The 20,966-nt window shown below is 57.6% G+C and carries 15 protein-coding genes; all 15 read right to left on the reverse strand.

All coding sequences use genetic code 11. The features are described from left to right. Positions 1 to 112: 112 nt before the first annotated feature. The 15 genes from AC3WJN_RS07975 to AC3WJN_RS08045 all read right to left on the reverse strand — a co-directional run bounded on the left by AC3WJN_RS07975 (position 113) and on the right by AC3WJN_RS08045 (position 20,966). Positions 113 to 1,591 carry an Lsa family ABC-F type ribosomal protection protein gene (locus AC3WJN_RS07975; RefSeq protein ID WP_026557145.1) on the reverse strand — a complete coding sequence of 493 codons (1,479 nt, stop codon included), beginning with the start codon at positions 1,589 to 1,591 and terminating at the stop codon, positions 113 to 115. Positions 1,592 to 1,966: 375 nt separating this feature from the next. Continuing rightward, positions 1,967 to 3,343, reverse strand: coding sequence for an acetyl-CoA carboxylase biotin carboxylase subunit (gene accC / locus AC3WJN_RS07980; protein ID WP_005829569.1), 1,377 nt, complete (start codon positions 3,341 to 3,343; stop codon positions 1,967 to 1,969). Positions 3,344 to 3,357: 14 nt separating this feature from the next. Continuing rightward, positions 3,358 to 3,819 (reverse strand): acetyl-CoA carboxylase biotin carboxyl carrier protein, encoded by a 462-nt coding sequence (locus AC3WJN_RS07985; RefSeq protein ID WP_492329240.1) that lies wholly within the window; start codon positions 3,817 to 3,819, stop codon positions 3,358 to 3,360. A gap of 17 nt (positions 3,820 to 3,836) precedes the next feature. Further along, complete coding sequence (locus AC3WJN_RS07990; protein ID WP_007786386.1) at positions 3,837 to 5,387, reverse strand: acyl-CoA carboxylase subunit beta; 1,551 nt, start codon at positions 5,385 to 5,387, stop codon at positions 3,837 to 3,839. A gap of 21 nt (positions 5,388 to 5,408) precedes the next feature. Next, positions 5,409 to 6,455: a methylmalonyl Co-A mutase-associated GTPase MeaB gene (gene meaB, locus AC3WJN_RS07995; RefSeq protein ID WP_005829564.1), complete on the reverse strand. Its 1,047-nt coding sequence runs from the start codon at positions 6,453 to 6,455 to the stop codon at positions 5,409 to 5,411. Next, positions 6,452 to 8,635 (reverse strand): methylmalonyl-CoA mutase, encoded by a 2,184-nt coding sequence (scpA, locus tag AC3WJN_RS08000; RefSeq protein WP_007786388.1) that lies wholly within the window; start codon positions 8,633 to 8,635, stop codon positions 6,452 to 6,454. Before scpA ends, meaB begins: the two co-directional genes overlap by 4 nt. Then, positions 8,632 to 10,758, reverse strand: a complete 2,127-nt coding sequence (locus AC3WJN_RS08005; protein ID WP_429775370.1) for a methylmalonyl-CoA mutase family protein — start codon at positions 10,756 to 10,758, stop codon at positions 8,632 to 8,634. The genes scpA and AC3WJN_RS08005 overlap by 4 nt, the downstream gene beginning before the upstream one ends. 33 nt (positions 10,759 to 10,791) lie before the next feature. Beyond that, positions 10,792 to 11,328: an acetyl-CoA carboxylase biotin carboxyl carrier protein gene (gene accB / locus AC3WJN_RS08010; RefSeq protein WP_025847684.1), complete on the reverse strand. Its 537-nt coding sequence runs from the start codon at positions 11,326 to 11,328 to the stop codon at positions 10,792 to 10,794. A 227-nt stretch (positions 11,329 to 11,555) separates the two neighbouring features. Continuing rightward, entirely contained in the window at positions 11,556 to 12,203 is a 648-nt protein-coding gene (locus tag AC3WJN_RS08015; RefSeq protein WP_005829556.1) for a TetR/AcrR family transcriptional regulator, read from the reverse strand. Between the two features lie 131 nt (positions 12,204 to 12,334). Then, positions 12,335 to 13,255, reverse strand: coding sequence for a M15 family metallopeptidase (locus AC3WJN_RS08020; protein WP_007786394.1), 921 nt, complete (start codon positions 13,253 to 13,255; stop codon positions 12,335 to 12,337). Between the two features lie 179 nt (positions 13,256 to 13,434). Further along, positions 13,435 to 14,361 (reverse strand): bile acid:sodium symporter family protein, encoded by a 927-nt coding sequence (locus AC3WJN_RS08025; RefSeq protein WP_025847681.1) that lies wholly within the window; start codon positions 14,359 to 14,361, stop codon positions 13,435 to 13,437. A gap of 230 nt (positions 14,362 to 14,591) precedes the next feature. Continuing rightward, positions 14,592 to 16,163, reverse strand: coding sequence for a glutathione ABC transporter substrate-binding protein (locus tag AC3WJN_RS08030; RefSeq protein WP_005829550.1), 1,572 nt, complete (start codon positions 16,161 to 16,163; stop codon positions 14,592 to 14,594). Between the two features lie 220 nt (positions 16,164 to 16,383). Beyond that, on the reverse strand, positions 16,384 to 17,355 hold the full coding sequence (gene msrA / locus AC3WJN_RS08035; protein WP_005829548.1) for a peptide-methionine (S)-S-oxide reductase MsrA: 972 nt from the start codon (positions 17,353 to 17,355) through the stop codon (positions 16,384 to 16,386). A 155-nt stretch (positions 17,356 to 17,510) separates the two neighbouring features. Beyond that, a complete protein-coding gene (locus AC3WJN_RS08040; RefSeq protein WP_007783662.1) occupies positions 17,511 to 18,911 on the reverse strand; it encodes a M20/M25/M40 family metallo-hydrolase in 1,401 nt (466 codons plus the stop codon). A gap of 36 nt (positions 18,912 to 18,947) precedes the next feature. Continuing rightward, on the reverse strand, positions 18,948 to 20,966 hold the full coding sequence (locus AC3WJN_RS08045; protein WP_005829544.1) for a S9 family peptidase: 2,019 nt from the start codon (positions 20,964 to 20,966) through the stop codon (positions 18,948 to 18,950).

The following is a 20,966-nucleotide window of genomic DNA, read 5'->3' on the forward strand; positions in this document are numbered from 1 at the left end:
TACCACCTCTACGTATATGTCCCTCCTTACACCGTATGTCCAGGCGGTGCAAAACAGGACAAGAACAAGTGGCGGCGCCCTCTCGCATCGCCCTGCCAAACCAGCCTTCCTGCTACAACTCGATAACCTTTGTCGCGATATTTTTGCAAAACTCGCTGTCATGCTCCACAAACAAAATCGTCGGCGCGTGCTCCAAAAGCAGCTCCTCGATCTGCATGCGCGAAATGACGTCGATAAAGTTCAGCGGCTCATCCCATACGTACAGATGCGCCCGCTCGCACAAGCTTTTCGCGATCAGCACCTTTTTCTTCTGTCCCCCGCTGAAAGCGGCCATATCCTTTTCAAATTGCACGCGGGAAAAATCGAGCTTGCGAAGGATCGCTTTGAACAAGCTTTCGTCCAGCCCGTTGCTTCTGGCGTAATCCGTCAAATTGCCCTGCAAGTGCGATGTATCCTGGGAGACGTAGGAAATTTTCAGTTGGCTTCCTTTGCGGAATGTTCCCGTGTAGCGCACGTCCTCGCCGCAAATCAGCTTGAGGATGCTCGATTTGCCCGAGCCGTTTTTCCCCGACAGCGCGATTCGCTCCCCTTGCGAAACCGAAAAGCGGATGCCGCTCGTGACCTGTTTGTCTCCGTAAAAAATCGCAACGTCCACAAGCTCGACCAGGCGATCTTTATGGTAAGCAAGCGGAGCGATTTTTAACGTATCGCCTTGCTCCACGTTTTTCAGCAGCTTGGACTTTTCCTCGATGGCCGCATGCTGACGCTGCTCCAGCGATTTTGCGCGCTTCATCATTTTCGCTGCCTTGTGGCCGACGTACCCTTTGTCTACCTTGGAGCCGGAATTTCTCGTGCCGTTTTTCGTTTTTTCCACTTCGTGCGACCAGTTGCTGGTGCGCTTCGCGGACTCGGACAGCCGTCTGATGTCCTTTTTCAGCCGCTCGTTTTCGGCCAGCTCATAGTTGTCCTGCCGCTCTTTGTTCTCCCACCACGTCGAAAAATTGCCTTTTTGAATCTCAATGTTCGTCTTGTTGATAGACAGGATGTGGTCGACGCAGTTGTCGAGAAAAGCTCTGTCGTGAGAGACGAGAATAAAGCCGCTTTTCGTCTGGAGGTAGTCGCTGACGAGCTTTCTGGCGCCCATGTCCAGATGGTTCGTCGGCTCATCAATCAGCAAAAAGCTGTTTTCTTTCAAAAACAAGGCCGCAAGAAGCACCTTCGTCTGCTCGCCGTTGGACAACGTCGCAAACGGCCGCTCCAACACTTCCTCGTCCATCTGCAAAAAGGAAAACTCGCGCAGAAGCTCCCAGTGCATGTAATCGGGAATCATCTCCTGGATGATCTCTGCGGTGATTCGCTCCTTGTTTTCGATTGGATACGGAAAATATTCGAACTGCACCTGCGCCGAGATCGTGCCGCTGTATTCATAGCGGCCGAGCAGCAGGTTCAGAAATGTCGTCTTCCCTCTGCCGTTCCTTCCGGTAAAGCCGAGCTTCCAATCGGTATCAATCTGGAAGCTCACGTTTTCAAAAATGTTATCGAAACTGCCGTCATAGGCAAAAGTCAGATTCGTCACTTTGATGGTCGACATAACCTCATCCCCCTGGATAAAAATAGAAGAGCTGCAAGAAAGTTACTCTCTTGCAGCTCAAATACGTATAACAAAACCTACTCCACCCAGGAGCCGGATTTGGATATATCGCTTGAGTGAACAGATGTAGTAACTTTCTTGCATAGAAGGAAATAAGCATGCGAAAAAAACGCACTTGTTTTCCTTTTTTGAGCAAGAAAGCTTACTTCATCGGCTTCAACTCCAGTCATCAAAGTACAACTATCTTACCATACCGCGCTGCTTCTATCAACTATCCGGCACGCTCGCTCCACGAGCAAATGTCCCGGTGTCGCCAGGCTGCGCGCAGAGCTTCTGCCCCTTGCCCGCCTGGCGAACCGAACCCGAGCGCTTTCGTCATTTGCCGCCGCTTGCGGCTTCGGTTTCCTTCAGCTCCAGCGGATTTTTCTCCAAAAAGTTGGTCGCGAAATGGCCCGAGACAAAATCAGGATGCTCCAGCAGCTTTTCGTGAAACGGAATGGTCGTGTGCACGCCTTCGATCACGAACTCGCGCAAGGCCCGCTTCATGCGAGCAAGCGCTTCTTCGCGGCTTGTGCCCCACACGATCAGCTTGGCGACCATGGAATCGTAAAACGGCGAAATCTCGTAGCCCGGGTAAACGGCGCTGTCGACGCGCACGCCGTAGCCTCCCGGCGGCAAGTAGTTGCGGACCTTTCCTGGCGACGGCATGAAATTTTTCGCTGGGTTTTCCGCATTGATCCGGCACTCGATCGCCCAGCCGTTGATTTTGACGTCTTCCTGGGAAAAGGACAGCGGATTGCCCGCCGCGACCGAAATCTGCTCTTTGATGAGGTCGATGCCCGTAATCATTTCCGTGACCGGATGCTCGACCTGGATGCGCGTGTTCATTTCCATGAAGTAAAACTGTCCGTGCCGATCGAGCAAAAATTCGACGGTGCCTGCTCCGTGGTACGAAACCGCCTTCGCGGCCGCGACAGCCGCTTGCCCCATCCGCTCGCGCAGCTCCGGATCGAGCGCAGGCGATGGCGCTTCCTCCACCAGCTTCTGGTGTCGGCGCTGGATCGAGCAGTCCCGCTCGCCCAGGTGAACGACGTTGCCGTGCTTGTCGCCCATCACCTGAATCTCCACATGGCGCGGCTCCTCGACGTATTTCTCCAGGTACACGCCCGCGTTGCCAAAAGCCGTCTCCGCCTCTTTTTGCGCCTGGCGAATCGCTTTTTCCAGCTCCTCGGCGTCAAAGGCGACGCGCATGCCTCTGCCGCCTCCGCCCGCCGTCGCCTTGACGATCACGGGATAGCCGATTTTCTCAGCCACCTGCAGCGCTTCGTCGATGTCGTCGATCAGCCCGTCCGTGCCTGGGACGAGCGGCACATTCGCCGCACTCATCGTCGCTTTGGCGACAGCTTTGTCTCCCATTTTCGTGATCGCGTCGGGATCAGGGCCGATGAACGTAATCGAACAATCCTGGCACAGTTGGGCAAACGAAGCGTTTTCCGCCAAAAAGCCGTAGCCGGGATGAATCGCATCCACGCCTGTGAGCAAGGCAACCGTCATGATCCGGGCCATGTTCAAGTAGCTGTCCTTCGATTCCTTCGGGCCGATGCAATACGCTTCGTCTGCCAGCTCGACGTGCAGCGCTTCGCGGTCTGCTTCCGAGTAGACGGCGACTGTGGCGATTCCCAGCTCCTGGCACGCCCGAATAATGCGCACGGCGATTTCGCCGCGATTGGCAATCAATACTTTCGTGAACATAGGAACGCTCCTTCTTACTGTGGTTTGACGACCAGTAACGCCCTGCCGTAATCGACGAGCTGACCGTCCGGTACAAGCACTTCCGTCACGATCCCGGCCACCGGCGACACAATGTCGGACGACAGTTGCAGCGCGTCCACGGTGCAGCGTCCGACTACCTCCTGCGCCTTGATCGCCTGGCCGACGGTCACTTGCGCGTAAAAGATGCCGACGGATGTGGACAGGACAAGCTGTGTCGCTTCCTCTGGCACTTTTTCTTCGGCGACGGTGGCGACAGGCTCTGCCTCAGCCGTGGCCGCTGCTTCCTGGTAGCCTTGCTCGACTTCGCTTGCTTGCTCAGGGAGCACGCCTGCCGCTACAGTGACAGGCTCGCTTTTTTTGATGACGATCCGGGTCTTGCCCTTTTGCCATTCCAGCTCCTCGATCGAGGACTGGTTCACCAGCTTGATAAATTCACGCAGTTCATGCAGCTTCATTCCAAGACGCTCCCCTCTTACAATGGGATGTTCCCATGCTTCTTATATGGACGGTCTTCCTGCTTGTTTCGGAGCATCTCCAACGCTTGAGCGACCTTCAGGCGCGTCTCGCGCGGGTCGATCACATCGTCGACCATGCCCAGGCTGGCTGCGACGTACGGATTGGCGAACTTCTCGCGGTAGAGCGCGATTTTTTCCGCACGCGTCGCCGCCGGGTTTTCGCTGCTCTCGATCTCCTTGGCAAAAATGACATTGGCTGCGCCTTCCGGTCCCATCACGGCGATTTCCGCATTCGGCCAGGCGTAGACGATATCGGCGCCAATCGACTTGGAGTTGAGCGCCACGTAAGCTCCGCCGTATGCCTTGCGCAAAATGACGGTGATCTTCGGCACGGTCGCTTCCGAGTAGGCGTACAAAATTTTCGCGCCGTGGCGGATGATTCCCCCGTGCTCCTGGTTGATCCCCGGGAAAAAGCCGGAGACGTCCTCGAAGGTCAAGAGCGGGATGTTGAAGCAATCGCAGAAGCGGATGAACCGCGCCAGCTTGTCGGAGGAATGAATGTCGAGTCCTCCAGCCATCACCTTCGGCTGGTTGGCGATGATCCCGACGCTGTGTCCGTCGATGCGGGCCAGTCCGATGACGATGTTGCGGGCGAAGTTCGGCTGCACCTCCATGAAGTCGCCAAAGTCGACGATTTTTTCGATCACCTTGCGCACATCGTACACTTTTGTGCTCTCGGCAGGCACCAGCTCCAACAGTTCCTCCTGCCAGTCCTTGCCGACTTCCGCTTCCGCCACAGGGGCGCGATCGCGGTTGTTTTGCGGCAGGAAGCCAAGCAGCCTGCGCACGCTTTCGAGCACCTCCTGCTCGGACTCGGCCGTGAAGTGGGCGTTGCCGCTGACGGAAGAATGCACCCGCGCGCCGCCCAAATCTTCCGCGGAAATTTTCTCGCCCGTCACCGTTTCGATGACTTTCGGGCCCGTAATGAACATCTGGCTTGTCTTTTCCACCATGAACACGAAGTCGGTAATCGCCGGAGAGTAGACGGCGCCGCCTGCGCACGGGCCGAGAATGACCGAGATTTGCGGGATGACGCCGGAGTAGATCGCATTGCGGTAAAAAATCGTGCCGTAGCCGTCAAGCGAGCTGACGCCTTCCTGGATGCGCGCGCCGCCGGAGTCGTTCAGCCCGATGAACGGAGCGCCGTTTTTCGCCGCCAAATCCATCACCTTGGCAATTTTCATCGCGTGCATTTCTCCGAGCGCGCCGCCAAACACGGTAAAATCTTGCGCGAACAAGTAGACGGGGCGCCCGTTGATTTTGCCGTAGCCCGTCACGACGCCTTCGCCGGGCGCTTCCATCTGGTCCAGCCCAAAGTGCGTGGCCCGGTGCTCGACAAACGGATTCAGCTCCACGAACGTGTCCGGGTCGAGCAGCAACTCGATCCGCTCGCGGGCGGTCAGCTTGCCGCGGTTGTGCTGGGCATCAATGCGCGCATCGCCGCCGCCCAACTGGATTTTGAATTTGCGTTCCATCAATTCGTCGATTTTTTCGTACATATCGCTCATCGTCCGACCTTCTTCCTGTCCCTATTTCATGATCGCTTTTTCGTAGACTGCCACCAGTTGCTGAACGGCGCTCGTCGGCGACAGCTCTCCGCTGGCTACAGCCTGTTCAATCGCCGGCAGCAGTTGCGCGACCTGCGGATTGCCGAAAAACGTCGCGCGCAAATAGTCCTGCGCCATGCTGTGCATCCAGTCGAGCAGTTGCGCCTTGCGCCGGGCCTCGAAGCCGCCTGACTTCACGGTCGTCTCGCGGAACTGTCCGATGACGTCCCATATCTCGGGAATCCCTTCGCCAGTCACGGACGAACACATGTACGCCTTCGTCTCCCAGCCGGTTGTCGCAGGCTGCAAGTAGTGCAGCACCCGGTTGTATTCGCCCTTGGCGATCAGCGCGCGGGTGCGGTTTTCCCCGTCTGCCTTGTGAATCAACAGCGCATCGGCAATTTCCATGATGCCTTTTTTGATGCCTTGCAGCTCGTCGCCCGCTCCCGTCAGCATCAGCAGCAAAAAGAAATCGACCATCGACCTGACCGTCGTCTCGCTTTGCCCGACACCGACCGTCTCGACCAGAATCACGTCGTAACCTGCCGCTTCGCAAATCAGCATCGTCTCCCGCGTCTTGCGGTTGACGCCGCCAAGCGTCCCGCCCGTCGCGGACGGCCGGATGAACGCCTGCGGATTGCGCGACAACAGCTCCATCCGCGTCTTGTCCCCGAGAATGCTGCCGCGCGTCACCGTGCTGCTCGGATCGACCGCGAGCACGGCGACCCGGTGGCCTTTTTCGCACAGCATCGTGCCAAATGCTTCGATAAACGTACTCTTGCCCGCTCCCGGCACGCCGGACACGCCGATGCGAATCGAATTTCCCGTGTGCGGCAAAAGCTGGCGGATCACCTCCTGAGCCATCTCCATATGGGCGGCGGAGTTGCTCTCGACAAGCGTAATCGCCTGCGCGAGCACGGTCCGGTTGTTTTCGCGCACGCCCTTTACGTACTGCTCGACGGAGAGGCGCGGGAGGCGGACTTTGGAGGAAAAGTTCAGCGAAGCCTTGCCGTCTCCACCTGCGCTCATAGGCCAGCAGCCTCCAGACGTTGGACGATCTCTTGCAAAACGTGCTGGGCCGCTACCGGAATCACCGTACCCGGACCGAAGATAGCAGCAGCGCCGTGCTCGCGCAAAAACGCGTAATCTTGCGGCGGAATGACCCCGCCGATGACGACGACGATATCCTCGCGCCCGAGCTTTTTCAGCTCCTCGACGAGTTGCGGCAGCAGCGTCTTGTGCCCTGCGGCCAGCGAGCTGAAGCCGATGACATGCACGTCGTTTTCCACCGCTTGCTTGGCTGTTTCCTCCGGTGTCTGGAACAGCGGCCCGATGTCGACGTCAAAGCCGAGGTCGGCAAAAGCAGTCGCGATCACTTTGGCGCCTCGGTCGTGCCCGTCCTGGCCCATTTTGGCGATCATGATGCGCGGGCGTCGGCCTTCCCACTGCTCGAACTCGTCCGCCATCTTGCGCACGGCTGCCACTTCTTCCGCATCCGCGTATTCCGAGCTGTAGACGCCGCTGATCGAGCGAATGACCGCTTTGTGGCGGCCGACCACTTTTTCGTAGGCGTCGGATATTTCCCCGAGCGAAGCCCGTGCCCGCGCCGCTTCGATCGCCAGCGCAAGCAGGTTGCCTTCGCCTGTGCGCGCGCACTCCGTAATCGCCGCCAGAGCCGCCTGCACTCTCGCCTCGTCGCGGTTTTGGCGCAGCTCCTGCAACCGCCGGATTTGCGCCTCGCGCACCGCCGTATTGTCGACTTCGAGAATTTCCAGCGGGTCTTCCTTGTCCAGCCGGTATTTGTTTACGCCGATGATCGCTTCCTTCGCCGAGTCGATGTGCGCCTGGCGTCTTGCGGCCGCTTCCTCGATCTTCATTTTCGGCAGGCCGGTCTCAATCGCCTTGGCCATGCCGCCCAGCGCTTCGATCTCTTCGATGTGCGCCCACGCTTTTTCCACGAGCTGCGCCGTCAGCGACTCGACGTAGTACGAGCCAGCCCACGGATCGACGACCTTCGTAATCTGCGTCTCGTCCTGCAAAAAAAGCTGTGTGTTGCGCGCAATCCGGGCAGAAAAGTCGGTCGGCAGCGCGATTGCCTCGTCGAGCGCGTTCGTATGCAGCGACTGGGTATGCCCGAGCGCCGCCGCCATCGCTTCGATGCACGTCCGCACGACGTTGTTGTACGGGTCTTGCTCCGTCAGGCTCCAGCCGGACGTCTGCGAGTGGGTTCGCAGCGCCATCGACTTTTCGTTTTTCGGGTTGAACTGCTTGATGAGGCTCGCCCAGATCAGGCGGGCTGCCCGCATTTTCGCGACTTCCATGAAGTAGTTCATGCCGATCGCCCAGAAAAACGACAGGCGCGGCGCGAATGCGTCGATGTCGATCCCTGCGGCAAGCCCTGTGCGCACGTACTCCAGCCCGTCTGCCAGCGTGTACGCCAGCTCGATGTCCGCCGTCGCGCCCGCTTCCTGCAGGTGGTAGCCGGAAATACTGATGCTGTTGAATTTCGGCATGTGCTTCGAGGTGTAGGCGAAAATATCGGAAATGATCTTCATCGACGCTTCCGGCGGATAAATGTACGTATTGCGCACCATGTATTCCTTCAAAATGTCGTTTTGGATCGTTCCGGTCAACTGGTCCTGCGAGACGCCCTGCTCTTCTGCCGCCACGATGTAAAACGCCATGATCGGCAGCACCGCTCCGTTCATCGTCATCGAGACAGACATTTTGTCCAGCGGAATGCCGTCGAACAAAATTTTCATGTCGAGAATCGAGTCTACCGCCACCCCGGCCTTCCCGACGTCGCCGACGACCCGCGGGTGGTCGGAATCGTAGCCGCGATGCGTCGCGAGGTCAAAGGCAATCGACAGCCCTTTTTGTCCGGCCGCCAAATTGCGGCGATAGAAGGCGTTGCTCTCCTCCGCCGTGGAAAAGCCGGCATACTGGCGCACCGTCCACGGCTGCGTCACGTACATCGTCGGATACGGCCCGCGAAAATACGGCGGCAAGCCCGGCATGTAGCCGAGATGCGTCATGCCTTGCACGTCTTCTTTTGTATAGAGAGGCTTGACGGGAATTTGCTCCAGCGTCTGCCAAATCTGCTCATCCAGAAGCTTTTTCGCTTCGGCGGATGCCACATGGTTTGGAAACAGATCGGAAATGTCCCGGCTGCCACGATACGGCACTTTGGAAAAATCAGGTCTGTTCATCGTGAGCTCACTCCTGTCCGCTCCTGAAGTTCTCGCAGCATCTGATAGCAATTGGAGCGCAAATGGATGCAGTCATCTACGCCAGCCGCCTTGTACGCGGCCAACTGCTCGGCGTCAGGCAAGCCGGCAAGCAGCACGGTCATGTCGGCAGCTTCCTGCTTGAGCGCCTGGGCGAGCGGCGGCACCAGTTCGGGATAGCTCGCATCGTCGGAGCAGATGACGGTAATTTTGGCTCCGGAGGCGAGCGCCGCTTCCTTGGCCTCTGCGGCAGTGCCGTATGCTTGCGGGCGCAAAACCGCAAAGCCTCCGACGGCAAAAAACTCGGCGGCAAAATCCGCCCTCGCCTTATGCTTCGCCACAGGGCCGACTGCCGCGAGAAAGACGCTCGGGCGCTGCCCGGTCCTGTGCGTATAGTCGTCCGCCTGTTTGCGGAGCGCTTCAAACGCCTCGGCCGCGCGGTGCGTGCGCAGCGGGGCAATGACGGTCGCTGTTTGCCCGGAGCGGGTCAACGCTTTGGCGAGATCGCCTATGGTCGCTCCGGCGAGCGCGGCCTGTACCGCATGGCCGACCCACTCTTCTGCGTCGTGCGCGAGCTTTGCCAGCCGTTCGGAAAACGCAGACGGCGCTGTTCTCGCCCGATGAGCGTGCAGTGCGGCGATGCGCTGTTCATGCAGGGCAGGTGCCGCCTGTTGCGGCAACGGCTGCTCGGACGGATTCGGATACATATTCGTGCCGACGATGCGGCTTTTGCGCTCGGCGATATCTTTTTCCTTGCGCGCGGCGCTCTCTGCAATCACGCTTTGCGGGAAGCCTTCCGCCAGCGCCCGAAGCATGCCGCCCTTTTCCTCTACCTGCAAAAACAGCTCCCACGCTTTTTTCGCCAGCTCATCGGTGAGCCATTCCACGTACCACGAGCCGCCGGCAGGGTCTGCCACCTTCGCCAAGTGCGCCTCCTGCTCCAAAATGATTTGCGTGTTGCGGGCAATGCGCCGGGAAAATTCGTTTGCCGGGCGGATCGCTTCGTCGAACGCCGACACGTGCAGGCTGTCTACCCCGCCGACAATCGCCGAAAACGCTTCCGTCGTCGCGCGCAGCATGTTGACGTACGGATCGTACACCGTTTTCGTCCAGGCGGCCGTCCGCGCGTGAATCTTCATCTTTTGCGCCTCGGCCGAGCCTCCATAAGAAGCGACGATGTTCGCCCAGAGCATTTTCGCGGCCCGCAGCTTCGCGATTTCCATAAACACGTCAGAGCCGATAGAAAAAGAAAACTGCATCCGGCCCGCCGCTTCCTCAATCGACAGCCCGCGCTCCAGCATGGCCTGGATGTAGTCGACGCCCGTCGCCAGCGAAAACGCAAGCTCGGCAACCGCATGACCGCCGCTTTCGTAGTAGGCGTTGCCTTGGACGAGAATCGTTTTGAGCTGCGGCGCATGCTCGCTCGCCCAGCGCGTCATTTTCGCCATGGCGGCAAACGCCGTGTCCAGCGAGTACGGAAGCTCGCCATCTGCGAGCAGCGCTGCCACCGGGTCTTGGCCGATGCAGCCGCGCAGTTCTCCGGCTTTGCACCCGCTCGCTTCCAGATGAGCCAACACGAGGGCAAACACTGGCAAGCCGAGCGGCCCGGATGGGATGAAAATCGGCAGTTCCTCCAGGTTCAGTCCACGCAGCGCCTCAGCCAAATCCTCCACGGAAAAAAGCGAGACGCCTCCTGCTCCGATGTCCTCCGGCAGCGCTTCATCCGGGTCCAGTCCTGCCCGTGCCGCCCGGTCGAGGACGAGGTGCAGCATCGTTTGTCCGCGAGCCAAATCCGCGAGGGCCGTTTCGTTAAACGACTTGGCGTCCGAGGCCGTCATCTCCTGGCAGACCTCCCAGCGCTGTGCGCCGCCTCCGTACGGACTTTTCGTTCCCCTGACAAATGGCGCCTGGCCCGGCTCCACGTCTAGCTGTGGCAATGTTGCGACATCTTCCGTCCGGTAGATCGGCTGGCGGACGATTCCTTCATACGTCTTGGTCAACAGTTTGGCATCGAATGACGCGCCCTTCAACGATTTTTCTGCGGCTTCCCGCCACTGCTCGTACGTCGGCACGGGAAATTGCGTAAACAGCGTGTCTTTGTTCACTTGTCCAGACCTCCCTTCAATCGCGCTTTCCTTCTAGGCAAGCTTTACGAGAAACAGCGGCTGACCATGCTCAACCAACTGACCATTTTCCACCAGTACTTGAACGATTTCCCCTTTTACCTCTGCCTCAATCTCGTTAAACAGCTTCATGGCCTCGACAATACAAACGATGCTTGACGGCTCTACGCGGTCGCCCGCGGAAACGTACGGCGGAGCATCCTCGGCCGGAGCGGCATAGAAGGTCCCGACCATCGGGGAGGTAATTTTGTGCAAACTTTCCGTCTGTTCAGCGACTGCGGCCGGAGCGACTTTTTCTGCTACAGCTACAGCCACAGGTTGCGGCTTCGGTTGCTGGACAGGCGCTTTTTCAGGTTGTGGCAAGGCAACGACCGCAGCCGCTTTTTTGCCAGGCTCCGTCTTTTGCACGTAGGCCGCTTTGTCGGCTGTCGCAGTCTCATTCGTGCGTCGTTTGATGCGCAGGCGGGATTCCTCGTCTTTTACTTCGAGCGATTCTATGTCCGTCTGCTCCAACAGCTTTACAAGTTCTCTCAATTCATAGATCGTCAGCACACTTATTCCTCCCGTGTTCCGAGTCTGTCTTTTACGAACCGACTGGTTGGTCTGTGGAGTGTCTACTGGACCGACCAGTTGGTCTTTTGCTGATTATAGCAAATATCTGAATAATAGTACAGACCAACCAGTCAGTCTGCGCGATACATTTTTAAGCGGACCGTGAAGCGACTATGCCCCTGCTCTCTTGCCAGCAAACGGCGAGTAGCCGCCTGATCCCTCCTGCTTTAAAACGACTTGAACGGCGTGTCGCCAGACGTCAGGAAAAAACGGTTGAACGCCGGATTTTCCATCGCCTCGGGCTTCAAAACGGAATGCAGCACCATGTCGGCGTAAATGTCCGCAATCTGCTCGATCGAGTACGTCCCTGTTTTTTGATACCATTTGTAAATCCAGTTGACCATGCCGAAAATCGCCATGGAGACGATCGGCACAGGCAGCTCCGGCCGAAATTCGCCTGACTGAATCCCGTCCGAGATGACCGTAAACATGATCTTTTTGTAGCGATCCCGCTTCGTTTCAATATCCGTAAAATATTCCGGGGTCAAAAAGAGGCTTTCCTGATAAAAAATCGTTACCTGTGAGCGGTACAGATCAATCATCATGACAAACGATTTTACGATCGCCTGCAGGCGTTCCGTCGGCGTATCCCATTTCTCGTAAGCTTCCTCTGCCTTTTCCAGAACGTACGTAATGAATTGGTCGTGAATGATGTAGAGGAGTTCATCCTTGGATTTGAAGTTGTGATAAAATCCTCCCTTCGAGGTTCCGCTTTCCTTGACGATTTGGTCGACGGTCACCCGGTGGTAGCCATGTGCTTCGAACAGGCGCATGGATGTTTCGATGATTCGTTCTCTGATTGATTTTTCGCTCATTATCTTCACCCGAGATCATTATAGCATAGAAATCCGTTTCTCAATGGCAGATTGCGCGAACAGCAGCCGGGCAGGAAAAACGCCGATTTTTCATCGGGCGAAAAATCGGCGTCGCGTTTTGCGGATGATCGCTATTCGCTTGCGGAAGCTGGAACCACGCCCAAATACTCTTCCAGGGTGATGCCTTGCGCTTTGATTTCCTTGGCGATTTCTGTCCCGACATAGCGCAAATGCCACGGTTCGTACATGTAGCCGGTAATCGCCTCTTTGCCTTCCGGGTAGCGGATGATAAAGCCGTATTCCTGAGCGTGCTCGGCAAGCCACTTCGCTTCTTTTGTGTCCGCAAAGCAGCTCGTCGCGGCGCATTTGCCGTCGATGCCGGAGACGTCGATCGCAAGTCCCGTCTCATGCTCGCTCGTGCCAGGCACGGCGCTGTACGTGCGCGCCTTTTCTACTCCGTCTTTTTGCACGTAGCGGTTGAACAGCGCTTTTTGATAGGTGTGGGAGCGGTAGGCGGATACGCCCGCAAGCGAGACTCCGTCTGCTTTCGCCGCAGCAAACAACGCTTCCAGTGCCGCTGCTGCCTCTTTGCGCAGCTTCCGCTTCTCGCTCTTTTTCGGGAGCAGGTAAGGCACATTCGGGAAAACGAGGTCGGTTGGCGTGTAGTTTTCCGGGAGCTTGCGCTGCTTGTTGACGAGAACGGCCATGCTCGCTGGCTCGGCGACTACCTCGATATCCGCAAGCATCGCCTCGGTGTCTGCGGCCGCTGTGGCAGGCGGCTTTTTCGGCGGTTGCGCTTCGGTTTGCTTTGCCTCATCCGGCTTGGCCTCGGCCGGCGGCGCGGTTTTTGCAGAAGGTGCCGGCTGCTGATCCGCCGGCTTGCTCTCCTCTGGCTTTACGCTCTTCTGCTTCGTCTGTTCCGGCGCTGTCGCGGGCGGAGCCGTTTTTTCCTGCGGAGCAGGCCCGGCCAAGCCGCTGCACCCCGACAGCGCAAGAAGCGCTGCCGTTACCAGTATGATCGGATGGTTTGTACAATTGGCAAAACGTTTCATCTTGACGTCCTTTCGAATCGGGCCCGGCTACAAAGTCAGCCCAAAAGGTGTTGGGTACGTCCTGCAAAGCGGAAGTACGTACCCATTATGACATAAATCGGGCCCGTTTCGTTACAGGAACGTTGTCTGTATCGGCAAAAAATCATCATGCCACCCCGAGCGATCGGTTGTCATACGTACTATTCTTCTTTTTTCGCAAAGTACGTAGCGAGCACCGACCCGGACAGATTGTGCCAGACGCTGAAAATGGCGCTCGGCACGGCTGCCAGCGGGTTGAAGTGAGCGGCTGCAAGCGCGGCGCCGAGACCGGAGTTTTGCATCCCTGTTTCCAGCGTGACCGCTTTGCGCTTGGCCAGGTTCAGCCCGAACAGCTTGGCGAAGAAATAGCCGAGCAAGTAGCCGAGCACATTGTGCAGGATGACGACTGCGAAAATCATCATGCCCGTTTCGACGATCTTGCCTTTGTTCAGGGCGACGACGATCGCCACGATCAGCACAATCGCGATGGTGGATACGAGCGGCAGCGCTTTTGCACTCGCCTCCGCCTGCTTGCCGAAAAACGCCTTGACGATGACACCGAGCACAATCGGCACAATCACAACCAGGACGATATCGAGAAACAGCGACTTCGCATCAATCGCCATCCACTTGCCGGCCAAAAGCGAGATGAGCGCAGGCGTGGCAATCGGCGCGATCAGCGTGGACACGGCAGCGATGGACACACCGAGCGCCACGTCCCCTTTTGACAAATAGGTCATGACGTTGGACGCCGTTCCGCTTGGACAGCAGCCGACCAAAATGACGCCGACGGCAATATCAGGCGGAAGCTGCAACGTAACCGCGAGGATGAACGCGAGCGAAGGCATAATCAAATAATGGCCGACGACGCCGATCAGCACATCGACTGGCCTGCGAAACACTTCGCGAAAATCTTCGGACGACAATGTCAGCCCCATCCCGAACATAATGCTCCCGAGCAAAAACGAAATGTAGCCTTTTCCTCCGACGAACGCTTCCGGCATGAAAAAACCGAGAATGGCAAACAGGATCACCCATAGCGAAAACGTGCTGCCGACAAACTTGCTGATTCTTTCCACAGTATGCATGTTTCTCTCTCCTACTCTTTCTCTATGTTTTACGGCTATTTAAAATATTTTTGATTATACTGCACGTTTTTTGATTCTTCTATCCTTTTCGACCATTCTATCTATACTTAAAACCTATACAGCTATAGCCTGCGCGTAACAAAGCAACAAAAAGACGCGCTGTTGTGCAAGCGCGTCTTCGGGTTCCGCCCTAGAGCACAGCCACTTCGTGCGCCGTGCTGCCGCCTTTTTTATTTTTGCAAGCTCACCTGATAGAGCATCAGATAGCCTGCCGGACTGATGGAAAAGCCCTGGATGTCCGTGCTGATGACGGCGAGGTTTTCCAGGTTGCGGATCGGTACGAGCAAAGCGTCGCGCAGCTCCAGCTCCTGCGCCTTGGCGTAGATCGCAAGCCTTTTGGCCGGGTCTGTCTCCACTCTTCCGGCGTCAAGTAGCCTGTCCAGCTCCGGGTTGCTGTACTGAAAGCTGTTTCCGGCCCCGCCGCCCTGGGTGTGAAACAGGTTGTACTGATTGTAGTCCGCATCGCCTGTCGCATTGCCCCAGCCGCTGACGAATATTTCGTGCGTCCTCGTCTTCTCGATTTGCGTGACAAAATCGGCGTAGCTGACCACTTCGAGCCTGGCATCAATCCCGATGCCTTTTAGCTGCGAGCGGATCACCTGCGCGACCGTAACGCGGTCGTTGCGGTCATAGGTCAGCATGCGGATGGAAAAGCCGTTCGGATAGCCGGCTTTGGCGAGCAGCTCCCGCGCTTTGTTCAAGTCGTACGGATAGCTTTTGACGGAAGGACTGTAGCCGAACACTTTCGGGCCGAGTGGCGAATTGGCCTGCGTTCCTACGTTGTTGTACACGCCTTTGATGATCGCGCCCGTCTCGATGGCAGAGCTGATCGCCTGTCTGACGCGGAGATCGCGCAGCGGCCCCGCCGCCACGTTGAACCCGATAAACTCCGTGCCCAACGCCTCGCTGCGGTAGACGCGCAGACGATTGGACGCGGACAGCCGCTCGATGTCCTGCACCGGAATGGACTCGGCCACATGGGCCTCGCCGTTTTCGACCAGCGCAATCCGCTTCGTGTCGTCGGCGACGACGCGGAAGACGACGCGATCGAGCTTCGGCTGATCGCCCCAATAGTGCGGGTTTTTGTCCAGCACGATCTGCCGGCCAGGCTCCCAGGAGCGAAACAGAAACGGCCCTGTCCCGACAGGGTGCGCGGAAAGCTCGCGGCCGTACTCGTCGATGGCTTTCGGGCTGATGATGCTGCCTTCGTGACTGGCCAAAATGGACAGCAGCGGCGCAAACGGCTTTTCCAAAAGAAACTGCACCGTGTACGGGTCGATGATTTTGACTTCCTTGATCTTGTCGAACATCGCAGCCCGCGGAGAAGCCGTTTTTGGGTCCATCACCCGGTCCAGCGTCTTTTTGACCGCTGCAGCGTCAAACGGCGTACCGTCGTGGAAGAACACGCCCTGACGCAGCTTGAACTCCCACACCAGGTCGTTCACCTGCCTCCAGGAGAGGGCAAGCTGCGGCGCGATCACCATGTTGGCATCCCGCTTGACCAGCCCCTCGTAAACTTTTTGGTGCACCACACTGGCTGCATTGATGGTAGAAATGAAGTGCGGGTCGAGATTGGTCGCATCAGACATGCGGGCGACGACCAAGGTGCCTCCCTCAGCCCCCGCTTTTGGTGGCGGGCTCTCGTTTTCCGCAGGCGGTTCCACCCCCATGGAACAGCCCGCAAGCATCGTCGCTGCGAGCAGCAGTCCAAGCAAGCTGTGGAAAAGTCTCTTTCGGATCATGGTGGACTCTCTCGCATCCTTTCCATGTAAGCCTGTGAGGCGCGCTTGTTTTGGATGAGAAAACTTGGCTGCGCCAAGCCATTGCCGCAGCCTTCGTTGCCCTTATACTGGATAAGAATCTTATCCATTCTTAAACTGTACAAAAAGACCGCCCTTCCCAAAAAAATCCACAGAGAATGGCGGCCCGATCCTCGCGATGCGCAAGGAACAGCAACTGGCGTTATTTGTTTTCAAACAGCTTTTTATACTCGCCGAAGCCTTCCTCTTCCAGTTTGTCTTTTGGAATGAAGCGCAGCGCCGCAGAGTTGATGCAGTAGCGCAAGCCGTTTTCCCCCGGGCCGTCCTCGAACACGTGCCCGAGATGGGAGTCCGCGTGCTTGCTGCGCACCTCTGTGCGAATCATGTTGTGAGACAGGTCAATGTGCTCGGTAACGTTCTCGCTTTGCAGCGGCTTCGTGAAAGACGGCCAGCCGCAGCCCGCATCGAATTTGTCCAGCGAGGAAAACAGCGGCTCGTTGGAAACGATGTCGACGTAGATGCCCTCTTCCTTGTGATTCCAGAACTCGTTGGCAAACGGGCGCTCCGTGCCGTTGTTTTGCGTCACTTCGTACTGAATCGGCGTCAGTTTCTTTTTCAGTTCTTCCTGCTTCTGTTTGTCGCGCCACGCTTCCTTGATGAACTTCGCCCTGCCGGACGCCGCCTTGTAATACTGATAGCGCAGCGGATTTTTCTTGTAGTAGTCCTGGTGATACTCCTCCGCCGGGTAAAACGGCTTGGCAGGCAAAATCAAGGTCGCAATCGGCTTCTGAAAACGCCCGCTTTGCGCAAGCTCGTCGCGTGACTGGATCGCCAGCCGCTCCTGCTCGGGGGTGTGAAAGAAAATCGCCGGAGCGTAAGACTGTCCGCGATCTCCGAATTGGCCGCCTGCATCTGTCGGGTCGATCTGTCTCCAAAACATTTGCAGCAGCTCCTCGTAGGAGATGAGCGCAGGATCGTACGTAATCTGTACAGCCTCAAAATGCCCGGTCGTCCCGGAGCATACTTGTTCATAAGTCGGGTTTTCCACATGTCCGCCTGTATAGCCGGACACAACCTTTTCAATTCCTGGCAGCTTGTCAAACGGGCTGACCATGCACCAGAAGCAGCCACCTGCAAAGGTTGCGGTTTCAAACCGGGAATGTTCGCTGTTCATGCCATTCGCCTCCTGAAATATACGACAGCTTCGCTAAGTCGATTGTACATGGTTTGCAAAATGAAAGTCCACTCCGTAGCTGTCGCAAACAGCAACCGGGTAAAAAAAGACCCCGTCTGGACGAGGTCTTGAAATGGGGGAAATGAAATTTGCGCTTACGCTTCCACTTCTTTTTCAGCCCCGGACAGCGCCTGGGCAAAGCCGGAGAGCATCACGACCATGTGGGCAATGCCTTCCTCAAAGTCTTTCAGACGGATAGATTCGTTCGGAGCGTGTACCTTGCAGCCGACCCAGCCTACACCTGTGCTGACGACGGGCAGTTGAAGTTGCTCCCCGAAAATGTACATCGGGCCAGTTCCTGCCGCATTTGGCGCGAGCACAGGCTCGTTTTCATAAATAACCCGTGCGGAATCGAGCACATGGGCGACGAACGGATGGCGGAAAGCGGAGCGGTACGCTTTTTGGCCGTTAATCATCGTGACGGAAATGTCGTCGAAGCCGTGCTTTTGCAGATGAGCCTCGACGCAGCGCAGGATGTGGTCCGGGTCTTGGCCTGGGACGAGGCGGCAATCGACCTTGGCTTTTGCCACCTTCGGCAAAACCGTTTTCGCGCCTTCGCCCGTGTAGCCGCTGTCCAGCCCGCAAATCGTCATCGTCGGATGGAACACCATCGCTTCACGCGGGTCTACCCCTTTTGCCGCCGTAATCAGCGGGCGCTTCAAGCCGTATAGCTGCGCCGTCGCTTCCTCGCTGAACGGCAGCGCGGCCACGACCTGCTTTTCCTCTTCTGTCGGCTCCACGATCCCGTCGAAAAAGCCTTCTACCAAAATTTCGTTTTGCTGGTTTTTCATCGTCGCCAAAGCTTGCACCAAGCGCCACGCCGCGTTGTCGACATACGCGCCCACGGAGGAATGCATGTCGATGTCCGCGCCTACGCACGTCAGCTCCAAATACGCCATGCCTTTGATTCCGGCGACCATGCTGATGCGCTCAGCCTCGTCTTTTCCGCCGAACTCCCAGATGCACGCATCGGCTGCAAACAGGTCTTTGTACTTGCGCAAATACGGCTCCAGGTTCGGGCTGCCGATCTCTTCCTCGCCTTCGATCAAAAACTTGATGTTGCACGGCAGGCCGCCCAGCTTTTGCTGCAAGATTTTGATCGCGGAAAGCCGCGCCACGAGGTCGCCCTTGTTGTCTGCCACTCCGCGCGCGAACAGCTTGCCGTCGATCTCGGTCGGCGTGAACGGCTCGGTCTGCCACTCGTTGAACGGCTCTGGCGGCTGAACGTCGTAGTGGTTGTAGTAGAGCAACGTTTTGCTCGCGTCGCCTTCGCTGCCCGCTGCAAAAAAGGCGTAGACGACCGGATTGCCGCCCAGGTCGTCGAGAACTTTTGTCTCGCCGCCCGCCTCGCGAATCATCTGCACCACGTATTCCACCGTCTCCGGGATCGCTTTATGCTGCGCGGACACTGTTGGAAAGCTGGCGTATTGCTTCAGTCGGTCGACAGCCTCCGGCAATATTTCCTGGACGTAGCCCAATACTTGTTCCTTGTTCATGGTACGCTCCTCCTCAAGACCGAATGGGTGGTACGATTACTGCTGCAAGCTCGGCACCTTCGGCTCCATGTACGTCGCGAACCAGTCTGCGGTGTACTGCAATCTGAGGACGCGCTGCTCCGGGTCGCCGCTGCGGGACAGCTCGTGGCTGGCGCCGGGGAAGCGGACGAAAGACACGGGAGCCTTGCCTTGATGTTTCAGCGTGATGTAAAGCTGCTCGGCTTGGTCGATCGGGCAGCGGTGATCCTGTTCTCCGTGCATAATCAACAGCGGCGTCTCCATGTTGGCGACGAGGCGGATCGGCGAGTGATGCCACATTTTTTCCGGGTTGGTGAACGGATTCGCCTGAATTTCCTCTGCGCTGAAGTAGTAGCCGATGTCGCTCACGCCGTAAAAGCTCATCCAGTTGCAAATGCTGCGATCTGTCACCCCGGCCTTGAAGCGGTTCGTCTGCCCAACGATCCAGTTGGTCATAAGGCCGCCGTAGCTGCCGCCAGCTACCCCGAGGCGCGACTCGTCCACGAAGTCGAACTGTGCGCACGCGTAATCGACCGCGCTCATCAGGTCGAGGTAATCTTTGCCGCCGTAATCGCCGCAGCACGCCTGCATGAAGCGCTCGCCGTAGCCGAAGCTGCCGCGCGGATTCGTGTAGAGCACCGCGTAGCCTTTTGCCGCCAAAAGCTGAAACTCGTGGAAAAACGTGTTGCCGTACATCGAGTGCGGGCCGCCGTGGATTTGCAGGACGAGCGGGTACTTTTCGCCTGGCTGGTAGCCGACCGGCTTCAAAATCCAGCCGTGCACGTTCCAGCCGTCTTGTGCGGTAAACTCGATTTCTTCCGGCACGGACAGTTCCACATCCGCAAAAAAGTCGCGGTTCAGCTCTGTCAGACGTCGCTCGGCTCCTGTCGCCAAATCAATCTGGTACAAATCGCCAGGGATGAGCGGATCGCTAATGGCCGCGATCACCGTCTGCTGCTGCTCGTGGAAGGTAAATCCGTACACGTTGCGATTGCCGCCGACGATGCGCGTCGCCTCGCCACCGAGCGACACGCGGTAAATGCCGGAGTTGCCGCGCTCGCTCACGATCACGTACAGCGCGCTTCCGTCCTCTGTCCAGACCGCGCCCGGATTCGGATGTCCCGGGGAGCGCACGTCGCCAATCGTCGAATCGCCAATCTGCACATCCCAGTCTGCCGTCACGCACGTCTGCTGGCCGCTTTCCAAATCGTAGACCCATACTTTCTTTTGCGTCGCATTCAGGTAGGTTTCAGACACGCTGCCAATATAGGCGAGCTTTTTGCCGTCCGCCGACCAGGTTGGATAAAAGAAGGTTCCGTTGCTGCTCGTCAGCTTTTTCCATTCCCCTCCCGCAATCGGGATGAGGTACACATCGAGGCTGTGCTGCATGTCGGGATTTTCCGTGCGGTTGGCCGTGATCGCCAGCCATTGTCCATCCGGCGACCAGGAGCCGACCGTATGGTGGTACGGGCCGTCCGTGAGCGCCGTGATTTCTCCCGATTGCACATCGACCAGTGCCAGTTGCCGGGTTTTTTCGTACAAGTAGCCGTGGTCGTCGGACTTGTATTTCATCCGCTCCACGTGGATGACTTTCGGGGCAGTCGCTTTCTTTTCGCCTTCGCCTTCGCGGTCGTGGAACGTCTCACCGCGATCCAGCAGGGCAGAAAACGCGATGTAGCGGCCATCCGGCGACCAGATCGGAGTGCTTGCTCCTGCCTTGCAGAAAGTGAGCTGGCGCGGCTCGCCTCCGGTAGCGTCCATCAGCCACACCTGTGACGTGCCGGAACGCTTGGAGACGAACGAAAGCTGCGAGCCATCCGGCGACCAGCGCGGATACGTGTCGCGCACAGCGCCTGTCGTCAGCGCCCGCGGCTCTGCCGCTGCCAGCTCTCTTACGTACAGATGGTTGCGGTACGCATGTTCCTCGTCAATCGAGGTTTCTACGTAGACGACGGTGCGCCCGTCCGGAGACAGTTGGGGATCGCTCGCGTACTTCAGTTGGTACAAATCTTCTGCGGTCATTCCTCGTTTGGTCAT

It is taken from the genome of Brevibacillus sp. FW306-2-1A-C05A (genome assembly GCF_058781555.1).

Coding starts and splice junctions, on each gene's coding strand:
- AC3WJN_RS08020 (WP_007786394.1), bottom strand. CDS start 13,255: ATGAAACGTTTTGCCAATTGTACAAACCATCCGATCATACTGGTAACG.
- AC3WJN_RS08040 (WP_007783662.1), bottom strand. CDS start 18,911: ATGAACAAGGAACAAGTATTGGGCTACGTCCAGGAAATATTGCCGGAG.
- accC (WP_005829569.1), bottom strand. CDS start 3,343: ATGTTCACGAAAGTATTGATTGCCAATCGCGGCGAAATCGCCGTGCGC.
- AC3WJN_RS07990 (WP_007786386.1), bottom strand. CDS start 5,387: ATGAGCGATATGTACGAAAAAATCGACGAATTGATGGAACGCAAATTC.
- AC3WJN_RS07975 (WP_026557145.1), bottom strand. CDS start 1,591: ATGTCGACCATCAAAGTGACGAATCTGACTTTTGCCTATGACGGCAGT.
- scpA (WP_007786388.1), bottom strand. CDS start 8,635: ATGAACAGACCTGATTTTTCCAAAGTGCCGTATCGTGGCAGCCGGGAC.
- meaB (WP_005829564.1), bottom strand. CDS start 6,455: ATGAGCGCAGGTGGAGACGGCAAGGCTTCGCTGAACTTTTCCTCCAAA.
- AC3WJN_RS08025 (WP_025847681.1), bottom strand. CDS start 14,361: ATGCATACTGTGGAAAGAATCAGCAAGTTTGTCGGCAGCACGTTTTCG.
- AC3WJN_RS08030 (WP_005829550.1), bottom strand. CDS start 16,163: ATGATCCGAAAGAGACTTTTCCACAGCTTGCTTGGACTGCTGCTCGCA.
- msrA (WP_005829548.1), bottom strand. CDS start 17,355: ATGAACAGCGAACATTCCCGGTTTGAAACCGCAACCTTTGCAGGTGGC.
- AC3WJN_RS08015 (WP_005829556.1), bottom strand. CDS start 12,203: ATGAGCGAAAAATCAATCAGAGAACGAATCATCGAAACATCCATGCGC.
- AC3WJN_RS08045 (WP_005829544.1), bottom strand. CDS start 20,966: ATGACCAAACGAGGAATGACCGCAGAAGATTTGTACCAACTGAAGTAC.
- AC3WJN_RS07985 (WP_492329240.1), bottom strand. CDS start 3,819: ATGAAGCTGCATGAACTGCGTGAATTTATCAAGCTGGTGAACCAGTCC.